The following is a 22,468-nucleotide window of genomic DNA, read 5'->3' on the forward strand; positions in this document are numbered from 1 at the left end:
AAATTGCAAAACTGCTAGTGATGTAAGCGAAGAATTTAAAGGCTGTTTAAACTCGTAAACAATGTAAATGATAAGAAAATATGTGCTATTTAGAATAGCTATAAGAGAAGGTGAGAAGCCAAGGTTATACAATTAAATACTTTAAAATTCATGGGCTTGATATCTTCTTTTACGTAATCGATCATCAAGCGTAAATTCTCTGTAACTTTAACTGCTTAAAAAGCTCAATTTTCAGACGTTTAAACCCAAGTTAACTGTTTGCTCAAGGTTTAATCAAAAATATAAAAAAGAGCGCCGCAGCGCTCTTAATTGTACTCAATTTTATGAATTAGAAAGCATACGTTACTTTTAATTTCACATTGCGTTCGTCCCCAGGCATACCGCCTAAGAACATAGCCTTGTTGTAGTACACTTTATCGAATAAATTGTAGATATTCGCTTGGACTTTCCAGTTGTCGTTGCTGTAACTGACACCTGCATCAAATACACTATAGCTTGGTACATACCCGTCAGGAATACCGAATGAAGTCGAGTGCGTGCTGCGGTTATCAACATACTTGTGACCTAAACTGAAGTTAATTGGCTCAGCGAAATCAAACAGCTCTTTTGAATAAGTGACCCAACTCCCTACCGTCACATAAGGCACCCCTTTTTGACGTGTGTCGAATGAATCACGGTTTGGATCTTTCTTATCACGTGCGTCTTGATAGACCGCATTAAAGTTAAGCTTCCACTCATCAGTCAATACTGCGTTTAGGTCAAGTTCTACACCCTTAGTTTGCTCTTTTCCATCAAAGTAGCTCTTTGGTACGCTTGCCGCTGACACACCCTCTTCATAATCAGGGTTTGCATACTCTAAATTAGTACGGCTGCTATCAAAAACGATGAATGAAGCGACAAGTTGATCATCAAATGCTTTAACACGTAAGCCGATATCGTTTGAGATTGACTCTGAATCTTCACGGTCATTCTCATTGCCGTAAATAGTTCCAAGTACGCTATATGCCGTGCGGCCTTTTGCATGGTTAACAAACATAGATACATCATCAGTAAACTTATAGCTCGCGCCTAAATTAAATGTTAAGCCGCTATCTGAGGTATCTTGCTCTGGCGTTGGCTTTGCAGCACTTGCACGGTATCTTGCATCTACACCAAAGTGCTCATAACTTTGCTTGATACGGTTATACGCCACTCCCACTCGCGTTGTGATGCCATTTTCAAAGTAGGCAACATGTTGTGCGCCTAAGCCCCACGCATTCACTGTTTTATTGTAATCACTGGTTTTTAACGGATCGTGATCTTCAAAGCTGCCCGTTGCCCAGTTCGGGTTACGGATATCAAATATGTAAGGTAATTTACCTTGGTAAATCACGTCACCCTCTTTGTTTTTAATGACTTTATCTGCATCATAGATTGAATATTGCTTAAAGCGGATATCACGATCTTCGTAGTTTGCGTTAACTAAAAACTCGTTATCAACATTGCCTAACGTAAAGTCATAACGCAGATCGGCAAAGTACTGCCAAGATTGCTCTTCAGCTTCAACTTTACGATATTCTTGACGACGGGCAGCATAAGGATAAAGTACATCATCAACCACTAAAGGCGCACGCGGATCAGCATTGATGGTGCCACGACGGTTCCAGTATACATAGTTATACGCACCGGTTTGGCGGGCAAAGCCAGAATCATAGTTACGGAATTGCAGTTGGTGGTTTAACGTTAAGTCATCAGTGAAAGCAATATTGTGAGTCAGTTTTACACGTAACTCTTCGCCTTCATTGTCTTTTGCCATTGGCGAAATAATACCGTTATGACCAAATGTATAAGGCGTTAAGCCATCATTGGCTGCCAATGAGTTTGCAAGCTGTTGACGCTGGGCATCCGATAATTGCACACCTTTGCCTGCAGGATCATTAATCAAATCTTGCCAGCTCGCTTCACCTGCGGTTTTGCCATCAACAGATTCAGCATTATAAATTCGAATTGGGTGACCAATTGAGTCAACCGCAATGGCATCTTTAATATATGCCGTTGAAAGCATGATGTCTTGCGCATCACTGAGCACATATTTGAAACTGACATACGCTTCATCTCTGTCATTGCTTAAATCACGATAGCCATCACTTCGCTGCGTTTTAACCAATACACGATACGCCAGATCATCAGTAATGCCTGCAGTTGAGTCCATTTCTACAGAATATGAGTTCCACTGACCCAACTCAGCGGTTAACCCATGCTTCGCCTCAAATTCAGGCTTTTTCTCAATCAGGTTGATCACACCACCGGCACTGCCCATACCATACAAACCTGTTGCAGGGCCTTTCAATACCTCAATCGACTCAACGTTGGTCAAAGAGCGTGTTGGGTTAAAAGTGTTACCTAAACCTGCACCGCCATACATGCCATCGTAGGTATAGTTAGCACCTAAGCCACGCACGACTAGGTTATCACCGATGCCATAGTTGTTACCTGCTTGCGTCACACCACTGATATTACGCACAAGATCTTGCAGATTTGAAACGCCTTGTGCGTTGATGAGTTCACTGTCGACAATCACAACCGCCGCAGGTGTTTCCATCAGTGACATATCTGACTTAGTGGCTAGGCCCGAGTTCATAACAACTTGGTTTTGGCGACCATAAACACTGATCACTTCAATGTCAGAGCTGTCGGTTGCCGAGTTATTATTTGCATCTGCTTTGGCTTGCGCATAAGTGAAAGGTGAGACCGCACAAGCGGCTGCGATGAGAGATAAGCTAAATTTTTTCATTTTTGGAATATGTGCTCTAGTTTCAAATCGCGCAAACTCTAAATAAAAATAATTATCATTGCAATGATCATTATTAAAATATTTTTATTCGCTCAATCCTTAACCGCACATGTGATCTTTATGTTTCTAAACGCCGCAATTTAGCAACAACGTTCGAAACAAACTCTTCCAACTCATTAACTTAAAAGACAGTTTACGCTTCCTTAAGAAATTTAAGTTTTTCTTAAGGTTCGAGATTTAGGATCAAACTATTGGAAGTTAAGAGAGTTTTGCCATGTTAGCTAAGAGCATTGAATTTTATAAAACCGCTACGGCGTTTTTGCCTCGCTATCAACTGCTACGTAATGATGGCTCGGCTCCACAAGTGTGTGAGTTTATTGAAGCTGGATATAAAGACCGCTTTGATGCCTCAATCAAAGTCTCTATGCCCTACATTCTGCGTTTAAGCTTTTTATCAAAGCATGCCGCTATGGGCGTTCGCAGTGCTAACTCACCGCTATTTATCGAACAGTATCTTGATAAGCCAATAGAAGACTATACGCAGCAATATTTTGCCTTTAACGACAGAAGTAAAATCGTCGAATACGGCAGCTTGTACAGCAATGGTCATAAGCTTGCGACCCCTCTTTTTATGTTAAGCACCCTAGCGTTAATGAAAAGCGGCGTACAAGCATTGGCGTTTTGCGCCACCCAAGGCGTTGCCAATATCTTAAAAGGCTATGGCTTAACCTTAACTCATTTAGCCAAAGCCGATCCAAGCAAGCTTGCAACCTCAAACAATGACTGGGGTCGTTATTACGATACCAAGCCACAAGTGTACTTATTGAGCTTGCCGCAAGTCGCCCATGTGGTGAGTAACACTCCGAAATACGCGCAAATGTTCAAACTGATCAGCCCTTCAATCAACAAACTGGCTGCGCAAATCTCTAAGGAGGCACTATGTTAAACACGCCTTTTGCTTCGCTTTTAACTGCGCTGCGTGCACACCCTGCCGATGACATTGCCGTGATAGCGCCTGAGCAAAGCCTGACTTATGCAGAGCTGGTTAGCCAAATCATTGCCTTTAGCCGCCAGCTAGATAGCGCCAAAATTAGCGCCTTTGCACTGCAAAGTAGCAATAGTTTAGCTTGGTTGATTGCGGATTTAGCAGCCCATTGTAGTGATAGATTAATTGTGCCTGTGCCCGACTTTTTTACCGAGCTACAAAAACAACATTTGTTTGAATCGAGTCAAATTAAGCATTTACTCACCGACGAGGCTGCACTACAGAGCAAGCCTTTTGCGTACGATTTAAATGTGCTGTCGATAGAAACTGAGGGTGAGATCAACTGCCCAACAGGCACGCAAAAAATCACTTTTACGTCGGGTTCAACAGGCTCTCCTAAAGGCGTGTGTTTAAGTAAAGAAAATCAACTTAATGTGGCACAAAGTTTAGCGACCACCATTAATGCTGCGACCGCTATAAATAATTCGACAACTATCAATAATTCGAGCAACAGCAATAAAGCAAAACACTTATGTTTACTGTCCTTTAGCACCTTGCTTGAGAATATTGCCGGCATTTATGCCGTGCTGCTCAGTGGCGGTACTGTGGTCATTGCCAGCGACGAACAAAGAGGCTTCAAAGGCAGTAAACTTATCAATCCACACGCATTACTGGGCGCTATTTCAAGCACTCAACCTAATACCTTAATTTTGGTGCCTGAGTTGCTAAAACTGCTGGTAACCGCAAGTAAGCAAGGTTGGCAAGCACCAAGCAGCCTAACTTTTATTGCTGTTGGCGGCGCGAAAGTGGATGGGCAATTAATTTCGCAAGCTCACGCCCTTGGCCTACCGGTTTATCAAGGCTACGGCTTGTCTGAGGCAGGCTCTGTAGTTGCCCTCAATACGCACATTATTGAGGGCAATAATGCTGCGGGCGAACTACTTGCGCACAGCAAAGTGAGCATTGAAAACGGCGAAGTGATTATTCACAGCAACTTACTCTTAGGATATCTCGGTGAGCCAGAGTCTTGGTATCCAACACGTTTCGCAACTGGCGATCTGGGCGAGCTTAATGGTAATTCGCTACAACTATCGGGGCGTCGTAAAAACCTCATTATTAACGCCTTTGGCAGAAACATTTCACCCGAATGGCCTGAGTCACTGCTCGATGCCACAGGTGCATTTATGCAAGTTGTGGTACTCGGCGAAGGTTACCCTGCACTGACTGCAGTGGCATATCCGTTTGCGCCACTAAGCGACGAGCAATTACAGGGCTGTTTGGCACTGGTGAATCAACAACTGCCCGATTACGCGCAAATCGCACACATCTTTGTGCTTTCGAGCCCAATCAGCGCTATCAATGGCTGCACCACAGCCAACGGCAAACTTATTCGCCCCGCTATTGAGCACGCATTTAAACAACATTTAGACACTTATTTTAATCAAGCAGCCCACTTTGCTCACCCGCAATTGGATGCAACTGCAAAGCTTGCTTAGGAGAATACTTATGAGCTTTTTTAAACAACTGGTTTTAGAAACAGAACAAGAACGCGCTTACTTACTGGGTTCTCCAATTATTGCCCGCTGTTTTGAAGGTGATATTGAACTAAACGACTACGTGAACTTTTTAACCGAGGCCTATCATCACGTAAAACACACAGTGCCTTTACTGATGACCCTTGGCGGCAAACTTACTGAGCAACAAGAGTGGCTGCGCGAAGCCGTTGCAGAATACATTGAAGAAGAACTGGGTCATCAAGAGTGGATTTTAAACGACATTGCAGCCTGCGGTTTTGACAAAGAAGCAACTCGTCAATCTGAGCCTTTACTGCAAACTGAGCTAATGGTTTCTTACGCCTACGATTTAATTACTCGTATCGAGCCCGTGGCCTTCTTCGGCATGGTGCATGTATTAGAAGGCACCAGTGTCACAATCGCTGATATGGCAGCTGCAAAAATTAAAGAAACCCTAAATTTACCGAATGCTGCATTTAGCTACTTACGCTCGCATGGCTCACTGGACCAAGAGCATGTGAAGTTTTTCGAAAACTTAATGAATAAAATTGACTGCCCGAAACAGCAGCAAGCCATTATTCGCAGTGCAAAACGTTTTTACGTGCTGTATGGCAACATGTTTAGAGCATTAGACTTACCAAAACAAGGAGCTGCAGCATGAGTAAAACACACCCTTTGTGTTTGCTAAGTGGTGCCAGCGGAGGCATAGGCGAAGCCATTGCCTTAGAACTTGCAGCTCAAGGCTACACGCTAATTTTAACGGCCAGAGATACCAGAAAGCTCACCGCTTTGAGTAATCAATTACCCGGCGAGCACTATAGCTTTAGTGCCGATTTAACCGAGCAAAGCGCTCGACACGATTTATTGTCATTCTGCGCGCAATTAGGCGAGCTCGATTTAGTGGTCAACTGTGCGGGCACATCACAATTTGGCGCCTTTGTAGAGGGCAGCTATCAAGACATTGAACATATTTTTAATGTCAATGTCACTGCTGTGATGGCACTTAATCAATTGCTACTACAACAAGCCAAACAACGCCCGTTAACTTTGGTGAATGTCGGCTCGGCCCTAGGTGCAATTGGGTATCCTGGTTATGTGAATTATTGCGCCAGTAAGTTTGCCCTGCGCGGCTTTACAGAAGCCTTAGCACGGGAATATTCAGGCTCAAATAAACGCATTAAATACCTTGCGCCTCGCGCCACAAAAACCGCGATTAACTCGCAACAAGTCAACGACATGAACAGCGCCCTTGGCAATCAAGTCGATGAGCCTCAGGTGGTCGCAAAAGCCTTAGTTGCACTGATTAACTCAAATAAACGCCGCTTAACCTTGGGCTGGCCCGAGCGCTTATTTGTGCGATTAAACGGCGTGCTACCGGAAGTCGTTGATAATGCACTTGGCAAAAAACTGAAAAAAATTAAAACCTTCTTTCAACCTAGTTTGGAGAAACTATCATGAACTTATTCTGTAAATTATCAGTAGCGACACTATTTTGTTCTGCATTAAGCCTGCAAACAAGCGTTGTAAACGCCCAAGAAAACAACTTAAACGTCATTCAAAAGCAATGGGCACATGTTAACTACCAACTTGAAGATGACGCCCAACTTGACGCCTACAAAGCGTTAATTAAAGACACCGAAGCCTTTAAAGCGGCAGAGCCAAATAATGCCGATGCACTGATCTGGTATGGTATCGTGCAATCAAGTTATGCTGGAGCAAAAGGCGGCTTAGGTGCTTTAAAGCATGCTGAAAATGCCAAAGACGCATTCGAGCAAGCCCTAAAAATAAACCCAAATGCGCTATCTGGTTCAGCCTATACCAGCTTAGGTACCCTATTTCACAAAGTACCTGGTTGGCCGATTGGCTTTGGCGATGATGATAAAGCAGGCGAGTTACTGCAAAAGGCGCTAGAATTAAACCCACAAGGTATTGATCCTAATTACTTTTACGGTGAATACCTTTATGATGAAAGAAAATACAAACAAGCAAAATTGTATTTAGAGCGTGCCAAACAAGCCCCTGCACGTCCAATGCGACCTGTGGCGGACGAGTTCAGACACCATGAAATCGATATGCTGATGGCGAAAGTCGATAAAAAATTAAACAAAAAGAAACGCTAAATGCGATTACTCTTAATTGAAGATGATGGGCCTCTCGCAAGAGGCCTAAAAACCTCTCTAGAAACCCAAGGCTATGCGGTCGACTGGGTGGCGCTTGGCAAACTCGGGATTGAGTCTGCTGCTCGTATTGATTACCAATTGGTGATCCTTGACTTAGGCTTGCCCGATCTCGATGGCCTTGAAGTACTCACTAAGCTCAAAGCCCAAAATGCCACATTACCTGTGCTTATTCTTACCGCACGCAATGATATTAACAGTAAAGTCACAGGCCTTGACCAAGGCGCTGATGATTATCTTGCCAAACCTTTTGATGTTGAAGAGCTTATGGCGCGTTTACGAGTGTTAGAGCGCCGCAATGGCACCAATACGCAAACCAATATCGTGGTCAACAATGTAGTGTTAAATACGCAAAACAACCAACTTATTGTTGATGGTAACGAAGTCGGCTTATCGCGCAAAGAATACATGGTGCTGCGCGCACTGATGGAAAATTTAAATCGTATTCAGTCAAAGTCGAGCCTTGAAGAAAAGCTCTATAATTGGGGTGAAGATGTTAGCTCAAACACCATTGAGGTATACATCAGTAACTTGCGTAAACGCGTCCCCAAAGACTTTATTAAAACCATTCGTGGTGTGGGTTACATAATTAGAAATTGATGTCGATTCAAAAACAGTTACTCAAGCTCATTCTCGCCATGGTTGTGTTGGCGACTTTTTTCGCCGCCTTGCAGAGTTATCAGCAAAGCGACCGTGAGCTTGAGCGCATTTTTGATAATCAATTGGCACAATTTACCCACACATTGGTTGCTTTAACACACAACAAATCGCCTATTGAAGACAACCAGCATGTTTTTCAAATTCGTTACGCTGATGGTCGTTTAGTGCAAAGTCAGGCTTTAATAAAAGCAGCCAAACGTTTACCTCGCCCTTTTCAAGCTCATACTAAGCAAAGCCAGTCGCAACACTTTGATAAGCCTCAGCTTGAGCGCTCAGAAACGAGCCAGTTTTCCGAAGCTGGATTTTGGGGGCAACGCTGGCGTTTATATGAAAAACACAATGATGCGTACTCGGTGCTTGTTGCCGAGCCAATTCAGCAGCGCATCGACGCTTCTGAAAACTTATTGCTAAGTAGCATCTTGCCCATTGTGTTGACCATTCCCGTCATTGGCTTATTTATTTTTTATATTATTCAAAAAAGCGTGCAACCCGTTGCCGATTTAGGCATGGCACTCAAACAAAAAAGTCACCGTGATTTAAGCCCTCTTAACACCGAGCAAGTGCCGCAAGAGCTGCAATTGGTGACTGACAAAGTCAATGATCTCATGGCCCGCCTTGATAGCGCCTTTGACCGCGAAAAACGCTTAACCGCCAATATCGCCCACGAGCTTCGTACCCCCATTAGCGTGCTTACCATCACCAGCCATAATTTATTACAGCAGATCAAAACGACACATATTAGCGAGTCACAACTGCTCGAACTCAAAGCCCAAGTTGCCAGAATGGCGCAAGTGGTTGAGCAAATCATTGCACTATCGCGTTACACCCCTGAGCATTTCGAACAAAGCTTAACGGCCGTTGACTTAACAGCGCTGTTGCAAGAGTTGATTGGTCAACGCTACGAGCAAATCGCCGACAACGAGCAAGATATTAGCCTCAACGCCGATAATATTATTGTGTTAGGGGAGCAATTTGCACTTACCACCCTATTCGACAATCTTTTAAAAAATGCCATTAAATATGCGGGCAAAGGGCAAACCATTATGATGCAAACCGTTGCGGCACCGAGCGGATTTATTGGCATCGAAGTGAGCGACTCAGGCCCAGGCGTAAAACCCGAGACCCTTGCTAAACTGACCACACCGTTTTATCGTGACGACACCAATAAACATCAAGCAAAAGGCTCAGGGCTCGGTTTGGCCATAGTGCAACACATTGTCACGCTATTAAATGGCGAGCTCACAATCGCCCAAAGTGCTCTTGGAGGCTTAGGCGTCACCATTTACTTACCGGTTGCAAAACCCGAGCAAGCTAGCCAAGGAGCGAAAATATGAGTTTACGCCCACTTTGGCTGAGTTTATTGCTGGTATGTAGCTTTTCGAGTGTTGCCAAGCTTGAAGAGTTTTATATTGAACTGAAAGATCATATTTTTGTGCCCGAGCGCATCGAGCTGCCCGCCAATAAAAAAGTTAAATTGATCATACTCAATCGCGATGCGACCGCAGAAGAATTTGATAGCTTCGACTTAAACCGTGAAAAAGTCTTGTTTCCGAATCGCAAAGCCGTGATTTTTGTCGGCCCTTTGAAGCCCGGTGAATACGAATTTTTTGGCGAATTTAACCCCGACTCTGCCAGAGGGTTTGTGGTTGTGAAGGAGCCAAACGATGTTCATTAATACCGTGATTATCTTTTTGCGCGACTTATTACCAATTTTTATTTTATTCACTTACGTACAAAACACCTTTGCACTGCAGTATTCCCTAAAACAGTTAGGCGTATTGTCAGTCGGTGCTTTACTGGGCATGTTCGCCTTCGTCGCCAGCTCTGCAAACATCAGTGAATGGTTCGATGGTATTGGCTTAGAGCTCAGTCAAAGTGCCCTACTGCTACTGAGTATATTGGCATTACTCGTTGCCGCACATTTTAAAAAGTGGCACATGCTTAGTTTAACCATTGCCTTATGTAGCTTTGCAATTTTAAAACTTGCGAGCTTTTACGTGTACTTTTTAACTGCATGGCAAGGTCATGGCTCATTGCAAATTTTGCTGGTTGCAGGGTGTGTCGGCTTTGGTATTTCGCTCAGCTTTGCGGTGCTCTGGTCGTTCTTTCTAAACGAACTTAGCAGCCGATTTGGCCAATTTATTAACTCACTCGCATTTGCTAGCTTTGTCGCAGGACATAGCGCACAAATTAGCGATAACCTTGCGCAAGTCGATGTACTCGGTGCGGGAGAAACCTTGTTTGATATTTCTCATATCGTCGCTGACAAATCAGAATACGGCCATTTACTCAGCGCCTTATTTGGCTTTGAAGCAGCGCCTACCAGCGGCTTTGCTTTGTTTTATCTAATCATTATTGCTTTGTGTTTTACTGCATTTAGCAGACACAAAACTCATTTTACTAAGGAGCCAGCACGATGAATAAATCATTGCTCGGTTTTTTATTACTTCTGGCTGCCACTTGGTTTACACCTTTTGCGCATGCCGATGGTTTGGTCGTCGATAAGGTATATCACCCCTATGTGCTGGCCAACGAAAAAGAGTTTGAATGGCGCATTATGTCGAGCCAAACCGAAAATAAAAATCGCCTAGGTCAACGCTTTGGATATGGTCAGTCATTTGCTGAAAACAAGATGTTGGAGCTCTATGTGATTGGCGAGCGTGACCAAGATGATAACTTTGGCGTTACCGGCTACGAGCTAGAAATGCGCTGGATGCTCACAGAGCAAGGCCAATACAGTGCCGACTGGGGGGCTATTTTTGAATTTGAAAAGCACAATGGCGAAGATAACTTTGAAGCCACTTCTGGCATCGCCGTTGAAAAGGAGTTTGGTAAGCTCAGTGCCACATTAAATGCTTTTTTAATTTATGAATGGGGTAACAGCATAGAAAACGAGTTTGAAACCGAATTCAGAGCCAAATTTAGATACCGTTATATGAGCGTACTGCAACCTTCAATCGAAATCTATTTAGGCGAAGATTTTGTCGGTATTGGCCCAGGCTTTATGGGCACTTACCGCTTCGAAGGGCAAAAACAACTGAAGTGGGAAGCGGGTTTTATCAGTGAAATTTCACATTCAGGAAAAGATCATACTCTCAGATTTGCGCTGGAGTATGAGTTTTAAGCCGACTTATTCAAACATCCTAAGTAATTTAAATCAGCCTGAACTTGGGATTATAAATTTTTTACCCAAGTTCTGGCTAAATTAGGGTTTTATCTTTTATCGACTTCAATTTCGCCGTCTTTCACGACAAAGCTTACTTGCTCCATCACTGAAATATTCTCTAACGGGTTACCTTTAACGGCGATAAAATCGGCATACTTGCCTACTTCTAGTGAACCGAGTGATTGCTCTTGTTTAAGCAAAGTAGCTGGCGTAATAGTCGCCGCCTGTAAAGCTTGCAACTCGGTCATACCAAATTTCACCATACGGCTAAACTGTTTACCGTTGTCACCATGAGGATAAACACCCGCATCTGAGCCAAACACCATTTTTACGCCCGCTTTAACTGCTTTGCCAAAGCTCGCACGCTGCCTAGCACCTACAACTCGCTCTTTGTTCAAGCTTTCTTCTAAGATGCCGGCTTTCTCGCCTTCACCTAAAATATACTCTGTGTTGTAAATATCCATTGAGAAATAGGTGCCGTGCTTTTTCGCAAGCTTGATGGCTTCGTCATCTAAAAAGCTCACATGCTCTACCGAGTCTACGCCAGCTTTGATTGCTGATTTTATACCCTCAGTGCCATGAGCATGGGCAGCAACAGTTAAGCCGCGTAAATGTGCCTCTGAAACAATGGCGTCCATTTCTTCTTGAGTATATTGCTGAGCACCCACTTTAGTGCCTTTAGAAAGTACACCACCAGTTGCACAATACTTAATAACATCGGCACCAAATTTAATGTTTTCACGTACTTTGGCACGCACCGCCCAAGGACCATCAGCAACCCCTTTAGCTGTTACAGCATGTTCATGGGTCAGTAAGTTATTATCACAATGCCCACCAGTTACACCCAGCGATGGGCCTGAGGCAAAAATACGCGGCCCTGGCACATCACCATCATAAATTGCTTGTTTTAATGCAATATCTGAATAACCCACAGCACCTAAGTTACGTACAGAGGTAAAACCGGCCTCTAAAGTACGTTTTGCATTACGAACACCCGTAATTGCAGCACGTTGCGAAGTGCGTTGTAAGCGTTTATAGCCATGAACTTGAGCGTCGCTGGTTAAGTGAACATGCATATCGAATAACCCTGGTAATAATGTATGTCCTGGTAATTCAATGAGTTTATAATCACCCGATACTTTAGAGTGACCACGTTTAATTTCAGAAATTTTATTGTCATCAACCACAAGCGTAACAGGCTTTATAAGCTTGCCTGTTTTAACATCGAGTGCCGCATCGGCATGAATAATTAAGTCTTCGGCTAAAGCTGACATACTTGCTGTGACAGCGAATATGCTTAGCGCAATTGAGGTGAGTTTCATCAGGAGCCCTTGTTGTTTTAAGTGTTTTTTTGTTTTCACACATCCTATTAATTCATAAAGTGTTTGTTAATGCGAGCTTTTGCGACTTTTATAAAATCATTAACTTATATTAATTTAAGGTACAAAAATTTCTAATTTAGCCACAAAAACAACTTAATTATTTAAACAGCTTCTTACTTTGGAGAATAAAATCTAATTTATTATTGCAGAATTATTACACTTTCCTCTATAATACCCGCCCAACCGAATAGCAGCATGATGCTGACCTTCATTTTATAAAAAATCATTTGTCATGGAAGCGATCGCCCTTTAAAGGTGATGGCGTTTTTGTGCGCGCGTGTTTTATAAATTAAAGTCTCATTTCTCTGTTATTCCACTAGGTTGGCGAGTCACCTCGCAAGAAACCAACACACACGAGATTTAAAACACAGTTTCTTGAGGAATAAATATGAGCACCCCTGTACGCAATTTATCTCCTATCGCTGCGGCGATGGCCTTTGCACTGACCAGCTTCTCTTCAACTTCGGTAATGGCTGACGAAGCTAAAGCTGAAGACAAAAAGATCGAAGCAATCACAGTAACAGCAACTAAACGTTCGCAAGTTATTTATGAAGTGCCAATTGCGATGAGTGCATTCTCAGGCGATGACCTTGATTCACAAGGTATTTCTGACATCACTGATGTAGGCAAGTTTGTTCCTAACTTAAATATCACTGGCTTCTCAGCGGGCCACAACTCATCTGCGAACCCGTTCATCCGTGGTATTGGTCTGCAAGATCACCTTATCACTACCGATCCGGGCGTAAGTGTATACGTAGATGGTGTTTACCTAGGTCGCCAAGTAGGTCAAAACTGGAACCTAGCAAACATCGAGCGTATCGAAGTACTTCGTGGTCCTCAGGGCACACTTTACGGACGTAACTCAATCGGTGGTGCAATCAACATCATCACTAAACAGCCTGATCAAGCTGCAGTCACTAAAGTAAGTGCTGAAGTGGGTACTCGTGGTCGCCTAAAAGGCAGCATTTTCACTAACCAAGCTGTGACTGAAGATTTAGCGTTTAACTTCAACATGGGCTTTAACCGTCGCGGTGGTTTAGGTGAGTTCATTAACTTACCAAATGCCGAATACGATGTGGGCGAAAACCAAGAGTTCCACGGTCGTCTATCTGTAAAATACAATGCAAGCGAAGACCTACGTTTGGTATTCACAGCTGATGCAAATGATGGTGAAGGTGGTACACGCCCATTCACAACTTTAATTGACGAACTACCTAACGGTCGTTTAGCGCAAAGCGGTTTAACAAACGCTGACGTTGCATCTGACCCATATGACAATGCAACCAGCACAATCGAAACTGCTACCGTTTCAAACAAAGCAAACGGCATTTCTTTAACGGCTGAATACGACATCAACGCTGACCTAGGTACTAAGTTCATCTTCTCTAAGCGTTCATCAGAATACAAAGCGGGTCTTGATGATGATGGCACAGCAGTAAAACTAGACCACTACCCAGAGCGTGGTACAGCTGATCAAACCTCTGTTGAACTACAATTAACAGGTTATTTAGGCTCTGTTGACTTCGTAACGGGTGTTTACTGGTTTAACGAAGAAGGTAGCAACCGTCAAAGCGACACTGAAGCACAGTTCAATGGCGGCCCAACTAAGCTTGAGCTTGACCAAGAAACTACAAGCCGCGCTGTATTCGTAAACGTGGGCTACGATGCAACTGACGACTTACGTCTATCTGGTGGTGTGCGTTACACAGAAGATGAAAAGTCAGCTTCTACAAACGTATTTGACCCAGTAGGTACAATTCACTCAAGCCGTGAATGGGACGAAGTGTCTTATGAAGTTGCTGCAAACTACACGTTTGAAAACGGCTTAAACTGGTACGGTACAGTACAAACTGGTTACCAATCAGGTCAGTACCCAGCGCGTCCTTATTTCTTAATCGGTCAATTCTTCGGTGCAGGTGGTTTTGATAACCCAGAAGCTGCTGCAATTGTACGTGCAAACAACGCATTTATGGCGAGTGATAACATCAGTGCAATCAACTACGAAACAGGTTTCAAAGGCCAGTTAACAGATGATTTCAGCATGAGTGTGGCATTCTTCAACACAGAATATGACGACCTACCTTACCAAGTTAACACGTCAACAGAGACAGGTTTTGATACGAATAACCTGATCGTTGAGCAAACGTCTCGCGGTGTTGAATTTGAAAGCACGTATTACGTAACTGACAACTTCACGCTTCACTCAAGCTTTGGTTTTATGGACGTAGACGTTGAAGAGCAAAATGGCGTGAAGCCAGTTGCACCACTTACACCTGAGTGGACTGCATCACTTAGCCCGTCATATACGTTTGAACTTGAAAACAACGCGACAGTAACAAGCCGCTTTGATGTATCTTTCCGTGACAGCATGTACGGTGAGCCAAGCTCAGATCCACTGCGCATGACGCAAGTTGATAGCCGCACAACAGTGAACTTCGATATCTCTTACGCACCTGCAAACGCAAACTGGGACGTATCACTATACGGTCGTAACATCTTTGATGAGCGTTATGATGATGCACGCTTAAACACTGGTGATTACCTGCTTGTGATCAAGAGCAATGATGCAAGCGAATTTGGTGTACGCTACCGCGCAACATTCTAATTCGTAATTAAGCGAATACTAAAACGGGGCCAAGCGCCCCGTTTTGTTTTTTAGCCTCTAAAGTGACCCGACATAAAGTCGGTGCTACCGATAATTAAGGTTTTACTCTCCCCCTAATTAGCTTGGCAACAGGTCTTTCGAACAGCTGATAGCTGAGCGTCGCCGCCAACACAGATAAACCAATAAATACCCACAGCTGCATTAATATTGATACCTCTAACTTAATCACTTGCGTCAATATCGGCATATGCAGCAAGTATAAAGAGAACGAAATCTTGCCAAGAAAGTCGCCGAGTTTGTTTTCTAAAATCACATTTTTATCGGGCACTAAATACACCAGCGCAAAGAAAATAGCCGACATCATCAGTAACACCTCATAGCTGAGCCACATGCGATACACGCTATCAAAACGAACTGGGCTGAGATCTGGGTATAGCAATACAATGCCGCCGAGCATCAAAACAAAACCATGACTTTTTAAATAATCAGGAATGTGGGCTTTGTCGTAATGTAAGCCAAATAGCACACCCACTAAAAAGTACGGCAGACTTCTAAAAATATGTAGATCATAAGCAAGCTCAAATAATTGCCCAATTGGCCTTGGAAAGTTAAATAAAAACAGTCCGATTAAACAAGTGATAACCAGTAAATGCACATAGCCAAAACGCCACCGCGCAATGCCCCAAAGCAACACAAAAAATAAATAAAAATGAATCTCAGGGGCAATAGTCCAAAGTACACTGTCGCCTTTTAAAAACAACAAATGTGAGAGCAAGGCACTGCTATCAGGGATAGCGTATAAGCTATGAAACCCAAGCTGTAGCGTGCCAAATGACACCAGCACCACTAACAAATACAAAGGTAAAACTCGGGCAATACGCGCCATTAAATAAGCTTTAACCTTGACCGTATTAAATGGTTTGTCGGCATACAAATACGCCATTAAAAACCCACTTAGCATAAAGAACAGCATAACCCCGTACTGCCCTGCTCGCCCTCCTAATATGCCATCCAGCCAGTCGGTTTTGTCACTAAAGTGAGTAATTAAAACAATGATGGCCGCAAGCGCGCGTATAGTGTTAAGTCTTCTGATCTGCAAACTAATATTCTTTTTATTATTTTTTTCCCAGCATAAAGCAGCAAGACAATTCGGCAAGTAAACTTTTGTAAACTTAATAACTTAAGCCTAGTCGTAAATGCCTGCAAATGTTGGATCTTGTTCGTAACACGCCATAAAGGCATCAACCACATAAGGGTCGTACACAGTGCTTCGCCCCTCTTTAAGCACTTTAATAGCCGCTTGCGCTCCTCGGGCCTTGCGATAAGGTCTATCATTTGCCATTGCATCAAAAGTATCGGCCACTGCGATAATTTTTGCTTCTAAACAAATTTGATTTTCAGTAAGTCCTTTAGGGTAGCCGCTGCCATCAAGTCGTTCGTGATGCTGACCTATCATATCTTGAATAGGCCAAGGAAAGTGACACTCCCTAAACATCTCAACACCGTTGCTACTGTGAGTTCTTAAAAGGGCTAGTTCTTCCGGAATGAGCTTAGAGGGTTTAGTTAAAATAACACTGGGGATGTTTGATTTTCCAATATCGTGAATTAATGCGCCGATATAAAGTCCCATTCTTTGCTTTTCGGGTAGATCTAGTTTTGTCGCAATTTCAGAGCAAATATAAGCAACATGCTTTTGGTGGTAAGCTGTGTAAGGATCTCGCATCTCTAAGCTATGCGTTATTGCTTTGAGCATTTCAAGCAATATTTGATGTGGACTATATTTTGAGAACTCCTCTTCTAAGAGTTTTTCTCGCCTTTTTATGCCTTCTATTTTTTCACATGCGATAGCGCACAGCTCAGAAATTTTTATCTCTAAGCTTGTTATTACTTTTTCAGAGTATCCGTCAGAGTGATTGCCGACACCTAAAACTGCAACTATTTTATTATCTTCAAAAATTGGAAATGCGGCGTGATTTTGCAGTGGAAAATGCCCTTCTGGCAGGTCGTTTTTATGTTTTAATTTCGGATAGTCGTTATGGAAAACAGGCTGTCTACAGCGAATAGCATCAGCCCAAATACCCGCTTTTTCTAGCGGATAATGAGAGTCTGTTGAGGCGGAGCAAAACTCCAACACACTTTTAGACCAAATATTTAAGCGCAGTGTTTTAGACTCTTCATCATATAAGTGGAAATAACCAATCTGGCTGCCACTTAATGCAACGATAATTTCTAAAAAGTCTTGATATACCCCTCGCACCGTGAAGTATTCATGATTCAATAACGTATGCCTTAAACTCGCTTCCATATAACCTCCTTTTCCATTTCCTTTAAAGCATAGCTAAAATATCAATAGAACTAAAGGTAGGTGCTGTTTTCAGCAATGCAACTTAGCTGCAACTTTGAATTTGGTTTTTGAGTTTATTAGGTATTTAAGATCTAGAGATTACCTTGAGCTGGCTGCTAAAAATGTAACTGCAACGTTACGGTGTAACGAAATTCCATTTAAAAAATGGCCTTACGAGAAGGCCATTATGATTACTATTTATTAATATTATTTTGTTAGTGTATTAGTCCAACAAATGCGCGGATCACTTGGTCGCGTATTACACCCTTCGTAAAGGGTAAAGTTTACATCCTCAGTACCACCGGCCATCGCAGCAGTTAACTCTCGCGAAAGCGTCTTATGGTTTAAGCTTTTTAGTGGTTTCTTTTTTAGTTGTAGCTTCATTTTTAATATTCCTTATATGTTTAATGGAAATATCAACCTAATCATAAAAGGAACAAAAGTCTAACGTTAACTTTAAATTTACATTCATTATTTGCATTTCAAATTATTTTCAGAAACTGTATTTTCAAACCGAACTCAACAAAATACTGGTTTCTGAATTCAAAACCCCGTCAATGGCTCTCACTTCTCGAAGTACTAAATCAAATTCTTGTAGGTTCGAAGTCTGAATTTCGGCTACTAGATCCCACGCGCCATTGGTGGTGTGCATTTTTAACAGTTGAGGGATGCCCCGTAACTTTTGAATAACTTGAGTCGTCGATTTGCCTACGACTTCGATCATCATCACCGCTTTAATGGCATCTGTTTCGATTTGCTCATGGGCGCGAATGGTGAAGCCTAAAATTGCCCCACTACTTACCAGCCTATCTAAGCGGTTTTGTACTGTACCACGCGATACGCCGAGTATTTTTGCAAGTTTTGCCACAGGCGCTCTGGCGTCACTTTTTAAAATGGCGACCAGCTCTTTATCGATGGCATCAAATAAATAAGGTTTTCGATTATCCAAAATTACTCTCCATTACATTAGCCCTTTACTCAGCCGTTGAAATATCACTTTGCTTATAAAGAACTAGCAAAATGCCAAAAATTAATACAAAAAGCATCAGATTTTGACATTTAGTTTAGCTCAACTCATTTCTATTATTTGCTTAACCTGAGCTTTGGTTAAGAGATTTACATAAATATCGTTATTGAATTTATTCATTTTTTAATGTCTCCAGCCGGAGACTTTTAGGGATAGCAAGGCGGATTCACGCGTCAATAGCTGGCCTATTGCAAGTGAATTTAACGCAGTTAGCGCTGAAAGTAGCCGCTGGAGATAGGTTTATTAACCTGAGTTCAGGTTATTTTGTTAAAAGTAAGCAGCTCATTAGGTAGTAAAAATGCACACAGAAACCCCGTTCAAAACACACTTTAACGCTGAACAAGCAGGCTTAGAGTCATTAAATATCAAGTCTTCAAATATCACTTTTGTGAGTGTCTCAGATATGTTGGCACTGATTAATCAATATGGTGTAGAGCAGTTGATGCTTGGCATGGTTGAGTATCTTGAAGCTGATTTTAAGCGCTGGCTTGATTTTGATAAGTCACCCCGTTTTGCAGCACACTCTGCGGAGGGCGTAATCGAGCTGATGCCCGTTGCTGACCACCAGCAATTCAGCTTTAAATATGTGAACGGTCACCCAAAAAATACCAAAATCGGCCTACAAACCGTTACCGCATTTGGCGTACTGAGCGATGTAGCCAGTGGTTACCCGCTGATGCTCAGCGAAATGACCATACTTACAGCACTTAGAACGGCAGCCACATCGGCCATGATGGCCAAGTACCTTGCACCAATACACAGTAAAACGCTGGCGATGATAGGTTGTGGTGCGCAATCTGAGTTTCAGGTACTCGCATTCAAAGCCATCTTGGGCGTCACCCATGTTCGCCTTTATGACATTGAGCCTAATGCAACCAAGAAGTGCTTTAATAACTTACAAAGTTATAGCAAAGAAAACGACTTAAATATTGAAATATGCCATTCATCCGAAGAGGTCATTAAAGGGGCTGACATCATCACTACCTGCACCGCGGATAAACGAAATGCCACCATTCTAACCAGTGACATGGTAGGTGAAGGGGTTCACATCAATGCCATTGGCGGCGACTGCCCGGGTAAAACTGAACTCGATGCAGCCCTACTCAATCGTGCAGATGTATTCGTGGAGTACGAACCACAAACGCGTATTGAAGGCGACATTCAACAACTCCCAAATAACAGTAAAGTCACTGAGATGTACCAAGTTATTTTGGGTGAAAAGTCGGGGCGCACCCATGATGCACAACTCACCATTTTTGACGGCGTTGGTTTTGCACTTGAAGATTATTCGGCATTGCGATTTATTTTTGAGCTGGTAAAACAGAATAAAGAGGCGCAGCAGATTGAGTTATTGGCCAGTCCACAAGACCCAAGGAACTTGTTTGGTTTAACGCAAACTCACAGCGCCCCAAGCGCATCGGTACTTAGTTAAATAAAAATAATAAAGAAGAGACCACTATGAGTTTATTTCCTCAAGCACCCAATGCGGTGGTGATGATAAGACCGCATCATTTTAGTCCAAACGAACAAACTGCGGGTGATAATAGCTTTCAGTCAAGCAGCGAATTCGACCCTGCTGAGGTAAGTCGTTTAGCCTATGAGCAAGTTACTAAAGCCGCTGAAACCTTGCGCAGTCATGGCATTAACGTGCATATTTTTGAAGATGAAAGCAGCGATACTCCAGACTCGGTATTTCCCAATAATTGGTTTTCGACCCATCTTGGTGGGCAAATTGCCATTTACCCTATGTACGCACCAAATAGGCGCAAAGAGCGTCGCAGTGATGTCATCGAATTTTTAAAAGCCCATTATCGCGTACAAGATGTGATTGATTATTCTGGCCTTGAGTACGACAACCTGTTTTTAGAGGGTACGGGAGCCATGGTGTTAGATCACATTGAACGAGTCGCTTATGCCGCTCGCTCAAATCGCACCGACTCTCACGTATTAGAGCGTTTTTGCTCGCACTTTAATTTTGAACCTATGGTGTTTGACGCTCAAGATAAGCACGGCAAAGCGGTTTACCATACCAATGTCTTGATGTGTATTGGCAGCGACTTTGTTATAGCTGGGTTTGAGATGATGACAGATGCCAAACGTCGCGATGAAATCATTCGCCGTTTTGAGTTTGCGGGCAAAAAAGTGATCCACTTAACGGAAGCACAAATAGGCGCATTTTGCGGTAATGCACTAGAGTTACACGCGGGTTCTAAACGGTTATTGGCATTGTCGAGCACCGCATTTGCAGCGCTCAGCCAATCGCAAAAAGCACTGCTTGAGCAAAGTGTCACGCTCGTGCCACTTGATGTTTCGGCAATTGAACTGGCTGGCGGCTCAGTTCGCTGCATGTTAGCAGGCGTACATCTGTCAAAACGCTAACACTGCTAATTTAAAGTCTTAATAGGTATAAAAAGAGAGCATATAACAATGATAAATAGCGCAATTAGTACCATTAACAATTTACTGTGGGGCCAAGGCCAAATACTCATTTATTTGCTGTTATTTGCAGGCTTCTGGTTTTCATTCAAGCTCAAGTTTGTGCAGTTTCGCCACTTTAGATACATGTTCAAAGTGATGAAAGACAGCACTCAAGGCGATAAATCTGGTATCAGCTCATTTCAAGCTTTATGTACCGGTTTATCGGCTCGGGTCGGCACAGGTAACTTGGCCGGTGTTGCCATTGCCATCTCATTAGGGGGCAGTGGCGCGGTATTTTGGATGTGGTTAATTGCGCTATTAGGTATGGCGACTGGGTTCGCCGAAAGCGTACTCGGTCAGCTTTATAAAATTCGTGACGGCAACAATGAATTCCGTGGTGGTCCTGCCTACTATATTCGCAAAGGCCTCAATAAACCTTGGCTTGCGGTACTGTTCGCGCTGTGTTTGTTTTTAGGTTACGGGGTGAGCTTTAGTGCCATGCAAGCCAACACCATTGCCGATGCACTGAACAATACTTTTGCTATAGACCCAACCTACTCAGGTGCGGTGATTGCTGTTATCGCAGGTTTTATTGTGGTTGGCGGACTTCGCAGTATTGCCCGCTTTGCGGAGCTCATAGTGCCATTTATGGGGCTGGCATTTGTGGCTGTTGCGCTGGTAATTACTGCAATGAACATTCAACACCTCCCTGCTATGTTTGCTGATATGTTCGCCTCAGCATTTGGTTTAACAGAAGCTGGCGCAGGCGCACTCGGCGCAGCCATTAAAAATGGTATTCAACGCGGATTATATTCAAATGAAGCTGGCGCAGGTAGCGTGCCTCATGCAGCTGCAGGTGCGTCTCCTGTGCCAAATCACCCTGTTGCGCAAGGTTATGTGCAAATGCTTGGAGTATTTGTCGATACCATTGTTTTATGTAGCTGTACTGCCGTGGTCATTTTACTGTCTGACATTACCATCAGTGGCGAAATGGAAGGCATTGGTATGACACAAAACGCCATGAGCAGCCACTTTGGCGAATTTGGTCATTATTTTGTTGCCGCGGCCATCACCCTATTTGCTTTCACTTCCGTGGTTGCAAACTACGCCTACGCAGAGAGTAACCTTCACTTGTTCAAACTCGACAATAAACTGGGTCGCGCAGCCTATACGGCCTTATATTTATTTATGGTGTTTTGGGGAGCAACTGCATCACTCAAAGAGGTGTGGAGCATGGCCGACGCCGCCCTTGGTTTAATGACCTTAGTGAACGTTTACGCCATTGTGCTACTCACGCCAACCATTGTCAGTATTACCAAAGACTATCAGAGTCAGTTAAAAGCCAATAAAACTCCAGAATTTAAATTAGATAATGTTGAAATTCAGGGTAAGACAGAAAAAGGCGTATGGGAGTAAC

At 43.2% G+C, this 22,468-nt stretch carries 20 protein-coding genes; 14 read left to right on the forward strand and 6 right to left on the reverse strand.

Going from position 1 to position 22,468, the window contains the following annotated elements:
• Positions 1-328 precede the first annotated feature (328 nt).
• Positions 329-2,773, reverse strand: a complete 2,445-nt coding sequence (locus tag AAEU28_RS03605; RefSeq protein WP_421962978.1) for a TonB-dependent receptor — start codon at positions 2,771-2,773, stop codon at positions 329-331.
• A 274-nt stretch (positions 2,774-3,047) separates the two neighbouring features.
• Here AAEU28_RS03605 and AAEU28_RS03610 point away from each other — a divergent pair, with 274 nt between their 5' ends.
• From AAEU28_RS03610 to AAEU28_RS03655, 10 genes are read left to right on the forward strand one after another with little or no spacing between them, the layout of a single operon-like run.
• Entirely contained in the window at positions 3,048-3,719 is a 672-nt protein-coding gene (locus AAEU28_RS03610) for a thermostable hemolysin (RefSeq protein ID WP_421962979.1), read from the forward strand.
• Positions 3,713-5,254, forward strand: a complete 1,542-nt coding sequence (locus AAEU28_RS03615) for an AMP-binding protein (RefSeq protein WP_421962980.1) — start codon at positions 3,713-3,715, stop codon at positions 5,252-5,254. Before AAEU28_RS03610 ends, AAEU28_RS03615 begins: the two co-directional genes overlap by 7 nt.
• Before the next feature lie 10 nt (positions 5,255-5,264).
• Positions 5,265-5,933, forward strand: coding sequence for a TenA family transcriptional regulator (locus AAEU28_RS03620; RefSeq protein ID WP_404394183.1), 669 nt, complete (start codon positions 5,265-5,267; stop codon positions 5,931-5,933).
• Positions 5,930-6,730 (forward strand): SDR family oxidoreductase, encoded by an 801-nt coding sequence (locus AAEU28_RS03625; protein ID WP_421962981.1) that lies wholly within the window; start codon positions 5,930-5,932, stop codon positions 6,728-6,730. Before AAEU28_RS03620 ends, AAEU28_RS03625 begins: the two co-directional genes overlap by 4 nt.
• Entirely contained in the window at positions 6,727-7,392 is a 666-nt protein-coding gene (locus AAEU28_RS03630) for a hypothetical protein (RefSeq protein WP_421962982.1), read from the forward strand. The genes AAEU28_RS03625 and AAEU28_RS03630 overlap by 4 nt, the downstream gene beginning before the upstream one ends.
• Complete coding sequence (locus AAEU28_RS03635; RefSeq protein ID WP_421962983.1) at positions 7,393-8,049, forward strand: response regulator; 657 nt, start codon at positions 7,393-7,395, stop codon at positions 8,047-8,049.
• Positions 8,049-9,443, forward strand: a complete 1,395-nt coding sequence (locus AAEU28_RS03640) for a sensor histidine kinase (protein ID WP_421962984.1) — start codon at positions 8,049-8,051, stop codon at positions 9,441-9,443. Before AAEU28_RS03635 ends, AAEU28_RS03640 begins: the two co-directional genes overlap by 1 nt.
• Complete coding sequence (locus AAEU28_RS03645) at positions 9,440-9,784, forward strand: cupredoxin domain-containing protein (protein ID WP_421962985.1); 345 nt, start codon at positions 9,440-9,442, stop codon at positions 9,782-9,784. The genes AAEU28_RS03640 and AAEU28_RS03645 overlap by 4 nt, the downstream gene beginning before the upstream one ends.
• Positions 9,774-10,529 carry a hypothetical protein gene (locus tag AAEU28_RS03650; protein ID WP_421962986.1) on the forward strand — a complete coding sequence of 252 codons (756 nt, stop codon included), beginning with the start codon at positions 9,774-9,776 and terminating at the stop codon, positions 10,527-10,529. Before AAEU28_RS03645 ends, AAEU28_RS03650 begins: the two co-directional genes overlap by 11 nt.
• The gene (locus AAEU28_RS03655) at positions 10,526-11,233 is read left to right on the forward strand and encodes a hypothetical protein (protein WP_421962987.1); all 708 of its coding nucleotides are present in this window, start codon (positions 10,526-10,528) and stop codon (positions 11,231-11,233) included. The genes AAEU28_RS03650 and AAEU28_RS03655 overlap by 4 nt, the downstream gene beginning before the upstream one ends.
• Positions 11,234-11,322: 89 nt before the next feature.
• On the opposite strand, the gene AAEU28_RS03660 is transcribed toward AAEU28_RS03655, so the two are convergent.
• Positions 11,323-12,549 (reverse strand): amidohydrolase family protein, encoded by a 1,227-nt coding sequence (locus tag AAEU28_RS03660; RefSeq protein ID WP_421963093.1) that lies wholly within the window; start codon positions 12,547-12,549, stop codon positions 11,323-11,325.
• A gap of 496 nt (positions 12,550-13,045) precedes the next feature.
• Between AAEU28_RS03660 and AAEU28_RS03665 the strand changes: the two genes are divergently transcribed.
• Entirely contained in the window at positions 13,046-15,262 is a 2,217-nt protein-coding gene (locus AAEU28_RS03665; RefSeq protein ID WP_421962988.1) for a TonB-dependent receptor, read from the forward strand.
• Positions 15,263-15,356: 94 nt separating this feature from the next.
• On the opposite strand, the gene AAEU28_RS03670 is transcribed toward AAEU28_RS03665, so the two are convergent.
• The 4 genes from AAEU28_RS03670 to AAEU28_RS03685 all read right to left on the reverse strand — a co-directional run bounded on the left by AAEU28_RS03670 (position 15,357) and on the right by AAEU28_RS03685 (position 18,555).
• Positions 15,357-16,361 (reverse strand): acyltransferase family protein, encoded by a 1,005-nt coding sequence (locus AAEU28_RS03670; RefSeq protein WP_421962989.1) that lies wholly within the window; start codon positions 16,359-16,361, stop codon positions 15,357-15,359.
• 87 nt (positions 16,362-16,448) lie between these two features.
• The gene (locus AAEU28_RS03675) at positions 16,449-17,567 is read right to left on the reverse strand and encodes an HD domain-containing phosphohydrolase (RefSeq protein WP_421962990.1); all 1,119 of its coding nucleotides are present in this window, start codon (positions 17,565-17,567) and stop codon (positions 16,449-16,451) included.
• Positions 17,568-17,813: 246 nt separating this feature from the next.
• Positions 17,814-17,990 carry a hypothetical protein gene (locus AAEU28_RS03680; protein WP_421962991.1) on the reverse strand — a complete coding sequence of 59 codons (177 nt, stop codon included), beginning with the start codon at positions 17,988-17,990 and terminating at the stop codon, positions 17,814-17,816.
• Positions 17,991-18,114: 124 nt separating this feature from the next.
• The gene (locus AAEU28_RS03685) at positions 18,115-18,555 is read right to left on the reverse strand and encodes an Lrp/AsnC family transcriptional regulator (protein WP_421962992.1); all 441 of its coding nucleotides are present in this window, start codon (positions 18,553-18,555) and stop codon (positions 18,115-18,117) included.
• Positions 18,556-18,931: 376 nt separating this feature from the next.
• On the opposite strand from AAEU28_RS03685, the gene AAEU28_RS03690 reads away from it, so the two are divergent.
• From AAEU28_RS03690 to AAEU28_RS03700, 3 genes are read left to right on the forward strand one after another with little or no spacing between them, the layout of a single operon-like run.
• A complete protein-coding gene (locus AAEU28_RS03690; RefSeq protein ID WP_421962993.1) occupies positions 18,932-20,065 on the forward strand; it encodes an ornithine cyclodeaminase in 1,134 nt (377 codons plus the stop codon).
• A 26-nt stretch (positions 20,066-20,091) separates the two neighbouring features.
• Positions 20,092-21,012, forward strand: coding sequence for a citrulline utilization hydrolase CtlX (ctlX, locus tag AAEU28_RS03695; protein WP_421962994.1), 921 nt, complete (start codon positions 20,092-20,094; stop codon positions 21,010-21,012).
• A gap of 48 nt (positions 21,013-21,060) precedes the next feature.
• Complete coding sequence (locus tag AAEU28_RS03700) at positions 21,061-22,467, forward strand: alanine/glycine:cation symporter family protein (RefSeq protein WP_421962995.1); 1,407 nt, start codon at positions 21,061-21,063, stop codon at positions 22,465-22,467.
• Position 22,468 lies beyond the last annotated feature (1 nt).

The organism is Pseudoalteromonas sp. SS15 (genome assembly GCF_049257195.1).
In the GTDB taxonomy this organism is placed as follows: domain Bacteria; phylum Pseudomonadota; class Gammaproteobacteria; order Enterobacterales; family Alteromonadaceae; genus Pseudoalteromonas.